General features: G+C 65.4%; 12 protein-coding genes. 8 read left to right on the top strand and 4 right to left on the bottom strand.

What is annotated here, in order from left to right; translation table 11 throughout:
* Nucleotides 1-2 precede the first annotated feature (2 nt).
* Nucleotides 3-1,145: an autotransporter outer membrane beta-barrel domain-containing protein gene (locus GGD65_RS26770; protein WP_183237153.1), complete on the bottom strand. Its 1,143-nt coding sequence runs from the start codon at nucleotides 1,143-1,145 to the stop codon at nucleotides 3-5.
* A gap of 379 nt (nucleotides 1,146-1,524) precedes the next feature.
* Between GGD65_RS26770 and GGD65_RS26775 the strand changes: the two genes are divergently transcribed.
* On the top strand, nucleotides 1,525-1,731 hold the full coding sequence (locus GGD65_RS26775; protein WP_007591938.1) for a cold-shock protein: 207 nt from the start codon (nucleotides 1,525-1,527) through the stop codon (nucleotides 1,729-1,731).
* Nucleotides 1,732-1,821: 90 nt separating this feature from the next.
* Here the strand turns inward: GGD65_RS26775 and purN are convergent, their stop codons facing one another.
* Entirely contained in the window at nucleotides 1,822-2,475 is a 654-nt protein-coding gene (purN, locus tag GGD65_RS26780) for a phosphoribosylglycinamide formyltransferase (protein WP_183237154.1), read from the bottom strand.
* Between the two features lie 14 nt (nucleotides 2,476-2,489).
* On the bottom strand, nucleotides 2,490-3,563 hold the full coding sequence (purM, locus tag GGD65_RS26785; RefSeq protein ID WP_183237155.1) for a phosphoribosylformylglycinamidine cyclo-ligase: 1,074 nt from the start codon (nucleotides 3,561-3,563) through the stop codon (nucleotides 2,490-2,492).
* 157 nt (nucleotides 3,564-3,720) lie between these two features.
* Between purM and GGD65_RS26790 the strand changes: the two genes are divergently transcribed.
* From GGD65_RS26790 to ppx, 4 genes are all read left to right on the top strand, one after another.
* Nucleotides 3,721-4,263 carry a CDP-alcohol phosphatidyltransferase family protein gene (locus GGD65_RS26790; RefSeq protein WP_025035876.1) on the top strand — a complete coding sequence of 181 codons (543 nt, stop codon included), beginning with the start codon at nucleotides 3,721-3,723 and terminating at the stop codon, nucleotides 4,261-4,263.
* 92 nt (nucleotides 4,264-4,355) lie between these two features.
* Nucleotides 4,356-5,033: a DnaA ATPase domain-containing protein gene (locus GGD65_RS26795; protein ID WP_091955349.1), complete on the top strand. Its 678-nt coding sequence runs from the start codon at nucleotides 4,356-4,358 to the stop codon at nucleotides 5,031-5,033.
* Nucleotides 5,034-5,190: 157 nt separating this feature from the next.
* Nucleotides 5,191-7,383, top strand: coding sequence for an RNA degradosome polyphosphate kinase (locus GGD65_RS26800; protein ID WP_018317534.1), 2,193 nt, complete (start codon nucleotides 5,191-5,193; stop codon nucleotides 7,381-7,383).
* A gap of 15 nt (nucleotides 7,384-7,398) precedes the next feature.
* Nucleotides 7,399-8,901 carry an exopolyphosphatase gene (gene ppx, locus GGD65_RS26805; protein WP_026201867.1) on the top strand — a complete coding sequence of 501 codons (1,503 nt, stop codon included), beginning with the start codon at nucleotides 7,399-7,401 and terminating at the stop codon, nucleotides 8,899-8,901.
* A gap of 106 nt (nucleotides 8,902-9,007) precedes the next feature.
* On the opposite strand, the gene GGD65_RS26810 is transcribed toward ppx, so the two are convergent.
* A complete protein-coding gene (locus GGD65_RS26810; protein WP_179730691.1) occupies nucleotides 9,008-9,481 on the bottom strand; it encodes a hypothetical protein in 474 nt (157 codons plus the stop codon).
* A 221-nt stretch (nucleotides 9,482-9,702) separates the two neighbouring features.
* On the opposite strand from GGD65_RS26810, the gene GGD65_RS26815 reads away from it, so the two are divergent.
* From GGD65_RS26815 to GGD65_RS26825, 3 genes are read left to right on the top strand one after another with little or no spacing between them, the layout of a single operon-like run.
* Nucleotides 9,703-10,836: an efflux RND transporter periplasmic adaptor subunit gene (locus GGD65_RS26815; protein WP_409333926.1), complete on the top strand. Its 1,134-nt coding sequence runs from the start codon at nucleotides 9,703-9,705 to the stop codon at nucleotides 10,834-10,836.
* Nucleotides 10,837-13,911, top strand: a complete 3,075-nt coding sequence (locus tag GGD65_RS26820; RefSeq protein ID WP_183237157.1) for an efflux RND transporter permease subunit — start codon at nucleotides 10,837-10,839, stop codon at nucleotides 13,909-13,911.
* The gene (locus tag GGD65_RS26825; protein ID WP_092252942.1) at nucleotides 13,908-14,219 is read left to right on the top strand and encodes a DUF3240 family protein; all 312 of its coding nucleotides are present in this window, start codon (nucleotides 13,908-13,910) and stop codon (nucleotides 14,217-14,219) included. The genes GGD65_RS26820 and GGD65_RS26825 overlap by 4 nt, the downstream gene beginning before the upstream one ends.
* Nucleotides 14,220-14,224 lie beyond the last annotated feature (5 nt).

Raw genomic sequence — 14,224 nt, forward strand, 5'->3', positions numbered from 1 at the left:
GCCTACCAGCGATATTCGAAGCCGACCGTGCCCTGGTGCGAGGTCAGCTCGTTGCGGAACTTGCCGTCGTAATTGACGTAAAGCCGCGCCACGCTGGTCAAGCTGAGCGAAGCCGAGGCACCGGCATCCACGCCGTAACGGCTCTCGCCGATGCCGGGAACGACGATGTTCTGAGCGCCGAGGCTGACCTGGACTGAGCCCAGATCCTGGTGGAAATTGTCGACGAACTTGCCGTAGCCGGACAGGTCCAGGATCTTCTGGTCGATGATGAAGTAGCGGCCGATCTCGGCCCCGATCATGATGCGTGCGCGCGAGAGCGCCGTCGAGCCGACGTTGAGCGGATCGAGGCCGCCGGCCTCCTGGAACGCCGCACTGGTGGCGCGCACATATTCCAGTGCGCCTTTGGGCACGATGCGCATCTGGTCCTTGGTCCAGTAATAGCTGATCTCGGTCAGCGCGCCGTCGACCGCGGCGCGATAGCCGGCGGTCGCGAGGCCAAGGCCGGTGTCGCGGCTGGAACGGACCTTGCCGAAACCGTGCACCACGGCAAAAGCCCAGGTCCATGGCCCCTTGTCGACCGAGCCGTTGAAGCCGATTTGCGTCAGGTCGAGCGTGGCCGATTGCAGCGCCAGCGGCACGTCGATGTCGGTATGGCTCTGGTCGACGGAAAAGCCGAGATTGACGCCCGGGGCCACGCGCGCGCCGAAGCCGGCGACGCCGCCAACCGTCTTGCGCCGGTCGCCGACGAAGTCGCCTTGCGCATCGGTCCGGACCGAGATGCCGTAGCCCTCGAACCAGGTGCGGTAGCGCGGATCTTCAGTGCTGGCGGACGCACCGCCGCCGCCGGGATTGGTGCGGAATGTCCGGTTGAAACCGTTCGACGCCTGGTTGCCGAGCCGCTCCAGGAAGTTCGAGCCGAGATCGAGCGCAGCGTTGCCGGCCGACGGGGACGGGATCGGGGTGGGTGACGGCGTGGGCGTCGGTGTCGGAGTCGGCGTAGGCGTCGGGCTTTGCGCGAAGACCGGCGACGTGGCCGACATCATCACGACGATCGCAAACGCCGCCGCGATCGCTGCCGCGACCCTGCGGACGCGGTCCAGCCCGATCGTCTGCCGTGTCCCGGACGGCTGCGATGTGCAGCACATGACGACAAATCCCGAAGCAAATGGCGGCGCGCAAAAATGCAACACGCGCGGCGCACGCATGTCGCGATTTGTGCCGAACTGCCACGGAGGGTCAACCGCTTAGCCCGCGGTCACCGAGGCTATTGCCCTCGATTGTGGTTCCGCGACCACAGGTCGGAAATTGCAGAACGGCACAATCCGTCTGCCCTTGAAATTTAACCGCAGCTTGCTAACGGGCGATTTTCATGTTGCAATGTTGGACACAATCGGAATTGGCCGCTCTGCTGTGCGTTTCGCGACATTAAGATTCAAGACTCGAACAGACTCCCGGAAGCCCGTTTGTGGCGTGGCACGCGAAAAGCGGCCGCGTCTTTTTTATATCTAGTGGAGGAGACTGAGGATGCCGCAAAAGGGCACCGTCAAATGGTTCAACCCGACCAAGGGCTATGGGTTCATCAAGCCGAACGGCAGCGACAAGGACGTGTTCGTCCACATCTCCGCCGTCGAGCGTGCCGGACTTTCGACCCTCAACGAGAACCAAGTGGTTGAATACGACCTCGTGGAGAACCGCGGCAAGGCATCCGCGGAGAACCTCAAGGTCTCCTGAATTCTCTCAAAGCTACACGCGAGAGATCATGACGTTGCCCCCGGCTCTGCCGGGGGATTTTGTTTGTGAGACCGCCGCGAGGACGGCGCTTCAGCTCACCACCGGCGCAACCAGAAAATTCTCCGACGCGGAACTTCCGTCCGTCTTGCACACATCGCCCTCGATCCGGACCTTGCCGGTCGCGAGCAGCCGCAGCGCTTCGGGATAGATGCGGTGCTCGACTTCGAGGATGCGCTCCGACAGCGTATCCCCCGTGTCGTGATCGCCGACGGGAACCGCACCCTGCATCACGATCGGGCCTGCATCTGTCTCGGGGATCACGAAGTGCACCGTCGCGCCTGATAGCTTGACGCCCGCGCGCAGCGCCTGGCCGTGCGGGTCGAGGCCGGGGAAGGACGGCAGCAGCGAGGGATGGACGTTGAGCATCCGCCCGTACCAGGCCCTGGTGAACTCGGCCGTGAACAGGCGCATGAAGCCGCCGAGGCAAATCAGCTCGATCCCATGCTGGTCGAGCGCCGCCTGCAGCACCTTTTCGAAGCCGGCGCGGTCCTTGCCGAACGGCTTGCTCTCGATCACCAGCGTGTTCACGCCGGCTGCCTTGGCCCGCTCGAGCCCGAGCGCATCGGCCCTGTTCGAAATGACGAGCGAGATTTCCGCCGGGAAATCCGCAGCAGTGGCGGCCCTGATCAGCGCGGACATGTTGGAGCCGCGGCCGGAGATCAGGATGGCGACGCGACGCTTCATCGCAGCGCCAGTCATCACAGCGCCATGTCGAGATGGCCGTTATAGACGACGCGGTGCTCGCCCTCGGCCGGAATCACGGTGCCGAGCTGCGCCACGGTCTCGCCGGCGTCGGTGAAGACCTGCACGACCTCGTCGACCTTGTCGGGCTCGACGATCGCGATCATGCCGATGCCGCAGTTGAAGGTGCGCAGCATCTCCAGCTCGGCGATGCCGGCCTGCGCCGCCAGCCATTTGAACACCGGCAGCACCGGCAGGCGGGCCAGATCGATGCCGACGCCGAGGTTGCTCGGCAGCACGCGCGGAATGTTGTCGGTGAAGCCGCCGCCGGTGATGTGGGCAAGGCCCTTCACCGCGCCGGTCTCGCGGATCGCGCGCAGGCAGGATTTGACGTAGAGCTTCGTCGGCGTCAGCAGCGCGCCGCCAAGGGTCATGACCGGGGCGAACGGCGCCGGCGCCTCGAAGCCGAGGCCCGATTGTTCCACGATCTTGCGCACCAGCGAGAAGCCGTTCGAATGCACCCCCGATGAGGCGAGGCCAATCACGGCGTCGCCAGCGGCGATGTCCTTGCGCGGCAGCAGCGTGCCCCGCTCCGCGGCACCGACGGCAAACCCGCCGAGGTCGTAATCGCCGTCCTTGTACAGGCCAGGCATCTCGGCGGTCTCGCCGCCGATCAGGGCGCAGCCGGATTCGCGGCAGCCTTCGGCGACGCCTGCGACGATCGAAGCCGTCGCCTCCGGATCGAGCTTGCCGCAAGCGAAATAGTCCAGGAAGAACAGCGGCTCGGCGCCCTGCACCACGAGGTCGTTGACGCTCATGGCGACGAGGTCGATGCCGATCCCGCCATGCAGGCCGGTCTCGATCGCGATCTTGACCTTGGTGCCGACGCCGTCGGTCGCGGCCACGAGGACCGGATCCTTGAAACCGGCCGCCTTGAGGTCGAACAGGCCGCCGAAACCGCCGATCTCGGCGTCGGCGCCCGGCCGTGCGGTGGCGCGCACCATCGGCTTGATCAGGTCGACCAAGCGGTTGCCCGCATCGATATCGACGCCTGAATCGGCGTAAGTGAGGCCGTTTTTGCGGTCGGTCATGCCCGATTTCCAGTGGGTTCGCGGCTGGTTACGTCGAATTCCGGGGACGCGCAATGGCTCGCATGGCGCACCGCCGTATACTATGTAGAGATATCAACCGGTTCAGCCTCCCGAGAGGCCGGATTCGAGGTCAGACCGGGTGCCGGGAAGCGCTTTCGTGAGTATTCCGAACATCATTACCCTGGGCCGCATCATGCTGGTCCCGATCATCGTCTGGGCCATCGTGTCGAGCCAAATGGAGGTCGCGTTCGCCGTCTTCCTGATCGCCGGTATCAGCGACGCCGTGGACGGCTTCCTGGCCAAGCGCTTCAACATGACGAGCGAGCTCGGCGCCCTGCTCGACCCGCTCGCGGACAAGGCGCTGCTCGTCTCGATCTACATGGCGCTCGGCATCTGGGGCGCAATTCCGCGCTGGATCGTGATCCTGGTGGTCTCGCGCGACATCATGATCGTCGCCGCCGTGATCGTGTCCTGGCTGTTCGACCGGCCCGTCGAGATGAAGCCGTCGAAAGTGTCCAAGCTCAACACGGTGGCACAAGTGGCGTTCGCGGCGCTCGTGCTGGCGGCGCTTGCCTTCGGCTTCAAGCCGGCCCCGTATGATATCATCCTGATGGGCCTCGTCACGGTCTTCACGCTCTCCTCCGTGTCGCTCTATCTGGTCGAGTGGCTGCGGCACATGAGTACGATCGAGGCCAAATGAGAGGGGATGCGGCCCCGTAAAAGGCCAACTCCCGCTCGATACGTCCGACCTCTTCAAATGACGCCGGCGCGCCGGCATGGAGCAAAGCAAGCGTGCCAGGCCGCGTTCACCCCCGACAATTGGCGTTTTCGCTTCCGCATGCGGAGAGCCTCAGCCGGGACAATTTCCTCGAGGGACCGGCCAATGCAGCCGGTCTCGGCCTGATCGACAGCTGGCCGGAATGGCCGAACCGGATCATGTGGCTGGCCGGCCCGGAAGGAAGCGGCAAGAGCCATCTCGCCGCGATCTGGGCCGAGGAGGCCGGCGCCCGCTCCACCACGGCCAATGCGCTGACCGCTGCGGGCGTTCCGGGCACGCTCGCCACCGGTGCGCTCGTGGTCGAGGATCTCAAGGCCAGGGAATTTGACGAACGCGCCCTCTTCCACCTGATGAACCTCGCCCGCGAGGATGGCGCCTACGTTCTGTTCACCGGACGCGAGGTGCCGGCCTCGCTGGAGATCGAGCTTCGCGACCTGCGCTCGCGTCTGCGCGCCGTTCCGGTGGTCGCGCTGCTGCCGCCCGACGACCAGCTCTTCCGCGGCCTGATCGTCAAATTCTGCGCCGACCGCCAGCTCACCGTGGACGAGAGCGTAGTCGGCTACCTCGCCACGCGCCTGGAGCGGTCCTCGGCCGCCGCCCGCCAAGCCGTGGAATTGCTCGACAGCGAAGCCCTGCGACTTGGCCGCCCGGTCACCCGGGCGCTGGCCGCCGAGCTGCTGCGGGACGCTTGATCGGCCACGCGGCCGCGCCCAAGGCCTACGCGAGCCCGCTTGACGCGGCGAAGCGGCGGAACATCAATGTCATCGAAACGTCATCGCTCTAACACATGCTCCGGCCGGTTTTGCGCATAAGTCGCAAATTGGGGCGAACTGGATGGACCGACTTCTGATGGACTCTGCGCAAGCTGTTGAAACTAAAGAAAAAGCCCCAGAGACCGAGAGCCTGCCGGCGATCGCATCGAGTCCCGAGCGATTCATCAACCGCGAGCTTTCCTGGCTGCATTTCAACCGCCGCGTCCTGGAGGAATCGGTCAATCCCAGCCATCCCATGCTGGAGCGGGTGCGATTCCTGTCGATTTCCGCAAATAACCTCGACGAGTTCTTCATGGTTCGCGTCGCCGGAATCAAGGCGCAGGTGCGCGAGGGCATTGCCGAACGCAGCCCCGACGGCCTGACGCCATCCGAGCAGCTCGCCCTGATCAACCGCACCGTCTCCGAACTCGCCTCCGACCAGCAGGCGATCTGGCGCGATTTGCGCGGCACTCTGGCCGATGTCGGCATCGTCCTGGTCGACGGCAAGGACGTCACCAAGGCGGAACGGACCTGGATCGAGGACTATTTCCTCAGCAACGTGTTCCCGCTGCTGACGCCGCTGGCGATCGACCCGGCCCACCCCTTCCCGTTCATCCCGAGCCTCGGCTTCACCATCGCGCTCCAGCTCACGCGCGCCGCCGACGGCAAGCAGATGAACGCGTTGATCCGCATGCCCGGCAAGATCGACCGCTTCATCCGCCTGCCGGCCGACGGCAAGGTGGTCCGGCTGATCTCGCTGGAGCAGGCGACCGCCCTGTTCATCAACCGCCTGTTCCCCGGCTACAATCTGCACGGCCAAGGCGCCTTCCGCATCATCCGCGACTCCGAGCTCGAAATCGAGGAAGAGGCCGAAGACCTCGTCCGCCTGTTCGAGACCGCGCTGAAGCGCCGCCGCCGCGGGTCGGTGATCCGACTCGAGATCGATGCCAAGATGCCGGAGGAGCTGCGCAGCTTCGTGCAGCACGCGCTGTCGGCCGCCGACGACGAGGTGTTCCTGGTCGACGGCGTGCAGGCGATGAACGAGCTCTCGCAGCTCACGCGCCTCGATCGGCCCGACCTCGAATTCACCCCTTACGTGCCGCGTCATCCCGAGCGCGTGCGCGAGCATGGCGGCGACATCTTCGCCGCGATCCGGCAGAAGGACCTCGTCGTCCATCACCCCTACGAATCCTTCGACGTGGTGGTGCAGTTCCTGCAGCAGGCGACGCGCGACCCCGATGTCGTCGCGATCAAGCAGACGCTCTACCGCACCTCCAACAACTCGCCGATCGTGCGCGCGCTGGCGGAAGCCGCCGAGGCCGGCAAATCCGTCACCGCGCTGATCGAGCTGAAGGCGCGCTTCGACGAGGAAGCCAACATCCGCTGGGCACGCGATCTCGAACGCGCCGGCGTGCAGGTCGTCTACGGCTTCCTCGAACTGAAGACGCACGCAAAACTCTCGATGGTGGTGCGTCGCGAGGGCGGCAGCCTCACGACTTACGTCCATACCGGCACCGGCAATTATCATCCGGTCACCGCGCGCATCTACACCGACCTCTCCTACTTCACCTCCGATCCGACCATCGGCCGCGATGCCGCGCGCGTGTTCAATTTCATCACCGGCTACGCCGCGCCGAGCGATCTGGAAAAAATGGCGGTGTCACCGCTGACCTTGCGCAAGCGCATCATCGAGCACATCCAGGGCGAGACCGCGCACGCGCGCCACGGCCGCCACGGCGCGGTCTGGATGAAGATGAATGCGCTGGTCGACCCCGACATCATCGACGCGCTCTACGAGGCCTCCCAGGCCGGCGTGCAGGTCGAGCTCGTGGTGCGCGGTATCTGTTGCCTGCGCCCCGGCATTCCCGGCCTGTCCGAGAACATCCGCGTCAAGTCGATCATCGGACGCTTCCTGGAACACGGCCGAATCTACTGCTTCGGCATGGGCCAGGGTCTGCCGAGCGCCAAAGCGGCTGTGTATATCTCCTCCGCCGACATGATGCCGCGCAACCTCGACCGCCGCGTCGAGGTGCTGTGTCCGCTGCAAAATCCCACGGTGCATCAGCAGGTTCTCGAACAGATCATGGTCGCGAATCTCAAGGACAATGAGCAGAGCTGGCAATTGTTGCCGGACGGGTCCTCAACGCGTATGAAGACCGCGAAGGGCGAAGAGCCTTTCAACGTCCACAACTACTTCATGACAAATCCGAGTCTGTCTGGCCGTGGAAAGTCGCTCAAGGAATCCTCGCCGCGTCGTCTCACGCGCCGGAACGAACGCCATCAATCCTGATCGGGGATGTTCGGCGTGAAGCGGCCGCGCAAGCGCGGCTCGAGCGTCGCGGTCATCGATATCGGTTCCAACTCGGTCCGTCTCGTCGTCTACGAGGGACTGACGCGGAGCCTCATTCCGATCTTCAACGAGAAGACGCTGTGCGGCCTCGGACGCGAGGTGCAGAGCACCGGCCTGCTCGCGCCCGACGCCGTCGACAAGGCGTTGACCTCGTTGAGGCGCTTTCGCGCGTTATGCCGCGTGATGCAGGTCGGGCGCGTGTTCGCGATCGCGACCGCGGCCTGCCGCGACGCCTCCAACGGCCCCGACTTCATCGCGAAGGCCGAGCGCATTTGCGCGGTGAAGATCGAGATCCTGTCGGGTCCGCGCGAGGCGCGGCTGTCGGCGCTCGGCGTGATCTCCGGCATCCATCATCCCGACGGCATCGTCGGCGACCTCGGCGGTGGCTCGCTCGAACTGATCGACGTGCGCAGGAACAGCGTGCGTAGCGGCGTGACGCTGCCGCTCGGCGGGCTCGCGCTCCAGGACCTCGCGCACAAATCGCTCAAGCGCGCCGACCGCATCGTGCGCGAGGCGATCGACGAGGTGCCACAGCTCACCGCGGGCCGCGGCCGCACTTTCTATGCGGTCGGCGGCACCTGGCGTGCGCTGGCGCGCATCCACATCATCCAGAGCGGCTATCCGCTCCAGGTGATGCACGGCTATTCGCTGACCGCGGCTGAAGCGCTCGACTTTTCGCGCCGTCTGCGTCGGCTTGCGGCCGCGGACATGCTCGCCGACATCGAGATCGTCGCCGATGCGCGGCGCCCGCTCCTCACCTATGCGGCGTTGGTGCTCGAGCACATCATCCGCGTCGCAAAACCCAAGACCATCGTGTTCTCGACCTTCGGCGTGCGCGAGGGCCTGCTGCACGAGAAGCTGTCGGAGCCGGAACGCAACAAGGACGGCCTGATCTGCGCCGCGGAAGAGCTGAACCAGCTGCTGTCGCGCTCGGCCAAGCACGCCCACGAGCTGATCGCCTGGACCGACCGCCTCGCGCGCGTGGTGAAGCTGCGCGAGACCGAGGAGGACCGCCGCTTGCGCCACACCGCGTGCCTGCTGTCCGATATCGGCTGGCGCGTGCATCCCGATCACCGCGGCGAGCAGACGCTGAGCCTTGTCGTCAACGGCAATTTCGGCGCGATCACCCACACCGAGCGCGCCTTCGTCGGCCTGTCGGTGTTCTATCGCTATGCGGGCCTGAGCGAGGAAAACCAGCCGCCGGTTACCATGCAGGAGCTGCTGACGCCGGCGCAGCTCGAACGCGCGCGCCTCTTGGGCGCTGCGTTCCGCGTCGCGCATCTGATCTCGGCGGCGCGCCCGGGCGTGCTGCCGGCCACGCATTTCCGCAGCCAGGGCCGCAAGCTGATGCTGGTGTTCGAGCATCGCCTCGGCGACCTCGTCGCCGACCGCGTCGGCAGCCGCTTCCGCGCACTCGCCCGCCTGGTCAGCCGCGCCGGCTCGATCGTGCGGCGCTAGCGCATGATCCGGAAAAGTGCGTAGCGGTTCTCCGAAAAGATCATGCTCTAACAAAAACCTAAAGCGCAACGAGACAGGTGCAAGCGACAGGCATCTGCACCGACATCTACTTCGCGACGAATCGGCTGCCATTCCAGCGCAGCTTCCGGCTGGTTCCGTTGCGGTCGAGGAGCTCGACGAAGGCCTGGTTGTTGACGGATGATAGTCGGATGTCATAGGTGCGCACCGTGAGCACGCGGCGGTATCGGCCGGCCGTCGCGACATACACTTCGTGAAGACATCCCGCGGAATTGCAAAGAACGGCTCTGCTGCGGCACTGAAAATCGTCGAAGTGAAGGGCCACGAACTCGGCGCCTGGCACGGTCAGATAGAGCGCAAAATGTTGGGCGGCCGCTATCGAGCCCCCGCACGTAGCGTTCCATTTCTGCACGTCTGCGCGGATTTCGTCCGGGAGCATGTCAATGTGCGCGGGGCTCCAAGGATCCTGCGCCGTTCCACTGTGGGAAAGCGCGGGCTGCACGAGAGCAAGCGCCGCAATGACACTGCCCAGCAGTGTGCACAAGAGTCTGCTCAATTTCACGACTTTGCTCCTGCGTAGTTCAGAACAGCCTTGGCTGTTGCGCCCCGCGATAAGCAAACCACCCGGAGCCCACCTCGGCCCACAGCCGGATCGATGCCATCTCCGGCGCGCCTCGTGCAAAAATATCCTGCGCAGGCCAAGCGCGCTTGATGCACATCAACCCACCACCGTCGCGCCGGCGTTAGCGAGATACAAATGCTGCGCTCCGGACGACTTCCGCCATGCAACTGCCCTATGGGATTTTCCGTCTGAGCCCCGCTCGGAGCGCGACTGCCCGTGCTCTCCTAGCGCTTGTATTGAGTCTTTGGCCCTCCGCGCCGAATGCACAGGACGAGGTGAAGCTCAGCGATGCGCAGGCGCGCAATCTCGGCGTCCGCGTCACCCATCCTGTCGCGAGCCGGACCGATCTGACGCTGCCCTATCCCGTCCAGATCGTCATCCCGACGCAGCAATTGTGGGTCGTCAGCGCGCCGGTGGCCGGCATGGTCGCCAAGCTCCTGGTGGGGCGCGGTGACCGCGTCACGGCCGGTCAGCCGCTGGTCACGCTGGAGAGTCCGAGCTTCGTCTCCCAGCAGCGCGACTATCTGCACGCGATCGCGCAGGAGCACCTCGCCAGCCAGCAGCTCAATCGCAACGTGGATCTGTTCGAAGGCAAGGCCGTGCCGCAACGCGTGCTCGAAGCCAGCCAGGCCGAAGCGCGCCAGGCCGCCCTCGTCGTCGCCGAACGGCGTCAGATGCTGCATCTGAGCGGGATGTCCGACGATGCAATCTCCCGGCTGGCCCAGCAAGCGGCGATCAGCGGGACGCTCACGGTCAATGCCCCGCAAGCCGCGTCCGTGGTCGAGCTCGCTGTGTCACCAGGGCAGCGGCTCGAACAATCCGCACCGCTTGTCAAGTTGGCGCGGCTCTCGCCGCTATGGGCGGAAATCGCGGTCCCTGCCGCCAATATTCGAGCGATCCGTACCGGCGCGAAAGTCGAGATCGAGGGCTATTCCACCCCGGGCAAGGTCGTGTTGGTCTCAGAGACCATCGATCCTGCCACCCAGACTATTCTGGTTCGCGCGGAAGTCCCCAACGACGGCGAGCTGCATCCCGGCCAGACCACCGCGGCCCGCATCGGATTTCTCTCGACCGGCGAAAGCGCCTGGGAGATCCCTTACAGTGGGCTGGTCCGGCGGGGCGAGCAAACGTCGGTCTTCGTCGCCTTTGACGGCGGCTTCCGGCTGGTGCCGGTCAAGCTGCTTGCGGAAGATCAGGACCATGTGGTCGTAGCGGGCGCCGTCTCGGACCGGGATGAGATCGCGATCGGCGGCATCTCGGCGCTTCGCGGTATCCTCTCCGGACTGGGGCAGTAAATGCTCCGGCGCCTGGTTGCGTTCGCACTGTCGCAGCGACTGTTCGTCATGCTCGGCGTGCTACTGGTGATCGGCGCCGGCGCTGTCCTCCTGCCCGGCTTACCGATCGATGCCTTTCCTGACGTTTCGCCGGTTCAGGTCAAGGTCATCATGAAGGCGGCGGGCCTCACTCCCGAAGAGGTCGAGCAGCGCATCACCGTTCCCGTCGAGCTCGAACTGCTCGGATTGCCGAACAAGAAGGTGCTTCGTTCGACCACGAAATACGCGCTGGCAGACATCACCGTCGATTTCGAGGACGGCACCGACATCTACTGGGCGCGCAACCAGGTCTCGGAGCGGCTGTCGAACATCTCGCGCGATTTCCCCGACGGGGTGAGCGGCGGTCTGGCGCCGATCACGAGCCCTCTCGGCGAGATGTTCATGTTCACGATCGACAGTCCCGAGCTGTCGCTCGCGGAACGCCGCACCCTGCTCGATTGGGTGATCCGCCCGGCCTTGCGGACCGTCCCCGGCGTTGCGGACGTCAATGCGCTCGGCGGCTATGTCCGCGCCTTCGAGATCGTGCCGCGCAACGATGCGCTGGCCGCGCGCGGCATCACCTACGATGTGTTTCGCCGGGCCATCGAAGCCAACAGCCGCAACGACGGCGCCGGGCGGGTGAACCAAGGCGAGGACAGCGCCCTGGTCCGGATCGAAGGCAGCATCCGCTCGATCGAGGACATCAAGGCGATCGTCGTCGACACCCGCGAGGGCGTGCCGATCCTGGTCAACGACGTCGCGAGCGTCAAAGTCGGGACGCTGACCCGCTATGGCGCCGTCACGGCGGACGGCCGCGGCGAAACCGTCGAGGGACTGGTCCTCGGCTTGCGCGGCGCCAACGCGGGTCAGCTCATCCGTGACGTGCGTGCTCGGCTCGCGGAACTGCAACCCTCGCTGCCGAAGAGCGTGTCGATCAACGTGTTCTATGACCGCAGCCGCCTGGTCAACCGCGCCGTCGGCACCGTGGTGCGGGCCCTCGGCGAGGCCACCGCCCTCGTCATCGTCCTTCTGCTGCTCTTCCTCGGCAACTGGCGGGCCTCGCTGGTGATCGCTCTCAGCCTGCCGCTTGCCATCGTCATCGCCTTGATCGTCATGCGTGTGGTGGGAATGTCGGCCAACCTGATGAGCCTCGGCGGACTTGCGATCGCGATCGGCATGTTGATCGACGCGCTGGTGGTCGTGGTCGAGAACATCGTCGGGAACCTCGGCAAGCACGAGCCGGGCAAGGCCACTCCGCTGATCCACCTGATCTACCGGTCGGTCTGCGAAGTCCTGGAACCGGTCGCCTCGGGCGTGCTCATCATCATCATCGTGTTCGTCCCCCTGCTGACGCTGCAGGGGTTGGAGGGGAAGCTGTTCATCCCCGTCGCGCTGGCCATCATTTTCGCGCTGGGCGGGTCGCTGCTTCTGGCGCTCACAGTGATCCCGGTCGCGACCTCCTTCGTGCTCAAATCTGCATCGCATCGCGATCCCGTGCTGGTACGCGCGGCCCAACGGGTCTACGCGCCGGCATTGACCTGGGCGCTCAACAACGAGCGCAAGGTGATGACTGTGGCACTGATCGGCCTCGTCGCGGCGGGCTTCGCCTATACCAAGCTCGGCAAGACCTTCATGCCGACCATGGACGAAGGCGACGTCATCGTCAGCGTGGAGACGCTTCCGTCCGTCAACCTCGACGAGTCGCTAGCGATGAATGCAAGGCTGCAGACCGCGCTTCTGGCCGTGCCTGATATTGCCGGCATCGTCGCGCGAACCGGGTCGGACGAGCTCGGCCTCGACCCCATGGGCCCCAACCAGACCGACACGTTCCTCGTGCTCAAGCCGGCCGCCGAGCGCGCGACCGACAATCGCGAGGCCCTGCTGCAGAAGCTTCGCGAGGTCCTCACCGGCTTCCCCGGCATTTCGCTCAGCTTCACCCAGCCCATCGACATGCGTGTGCAGGAGATGATCAGCGGCGTGCGCGGTGACGTCGCCGTCAAGATCTTCGGCCCCGACATCGCCAAGCTGAACGAAACCGCGGCAAAGCTGTCGGCGATCCTATCCAGCATCGACGGTGCCGAGGATGTCTACACCACGCTGAACGAAGGCGCTCAATACTACACGGTTGCGGTCAACCGCATGGAGGCCGGCCGCCTCGGCCTGACGGTGGATTCCATCGTCAACTCGCTGCGGACGCAGATCGAGGGCCGGACCATCGGGACCGCGCTCGAGGACGGACGCCGCACGCCGATCCTCATCCGGGGCAGCGAGACGACGCGGGAAGCGCCGACGCTGCTGGCGAGCCTGCCGCTCACGCTCGCCTCCGGACGGCACGTCGCGCTGTCGCAGGTCGCCCGCATCCAGCGCGTGGACGGCCCGGTGAAGATCGACCGCGAGGACGGCGCCCGCATGAGTGTGGTGCGCGCCAACATCCGCGGTCGCGACATGGTCGGCTTCGTCGAAGCGGCCCGCCAGAAGGTCGCGACCGAACTCCCGCTGCCCAGCGGTTACCGGCTGACCTGGGGCGGGCAGTTCGAGAACCAGCAACGCGCCGCCACGCGCCTATCCGTCGTGGTCCCCGTCGCGATCGGCCTGATCTTCGTGCTGCTCTTCACAACATTCGGTGCCATCCGCCAGGCCCTGCTGGTGCTCGTCAACATTCCCTTCGCCCTGATCGGGGGCGTCTTCGCCCTGGTCGTGACGGGCGAGTACCTGTCGGTGCCGGCTTCGGTCGGATTCATCGCGCTGCTCGGCATCGCCGTGCTCAACGGCGTCGTGCTGGTCTCCTACTTCAATCAGCTCCGCGCCCACGGCCTTCCCGAGGATCGCATCGTCGTCGAAGGCGCCATGCGCAGGCTTCGCCCCGTGCTGATGACCGCGAGCATCACGGCGCTCGGCTTGATCCCGCTGCTGTTCGCCACCGGCCCGGGATCCGAGGTGCAGCGACCGCTCGCAATCGTCGTAATCGGAGGACTGCTGTCCTCCACCCTGCTCACCCTGATTCTCCTGCCGATCCTGTATCGCCGCTATGGCGGATCATCGAAGGTGGCCAAATGATCGAGCAGCCGGTCTGTCTGACGCTGATTGTGCCGCATCTCCTGCGCGAGGAGGTGCTCGACTATCTCGCTGAGCAGACCGACCTGGTTTCGGGATTCACGGCATCGCACGGAGCCGGTCACGGCACTGAGATCCGTTTGCATACGGCCGCCGAACGCGTGAAGGGCCACGCCGATCAGGCTGTCGTGCAAGTGGTTCTGTCGAGCAGTGATGCCGGCCGCTTGCTCGACCGTCTGCGGGTTTCGTTCGCCGGAACCAAGCTGGTCTACTGGACCATACCCGTGACGGAACTCGGCACGATCGACTGAGCGGG

The organism is Bradyrhizobium sp. CIR18 (genome assembly GCF_014198295.1).
GTDB lineage: Bacteria > Pseudomonadota > Alphaproteobacteria > Rhizobiales > Xanthobacteraceae > Bradyrhizobium.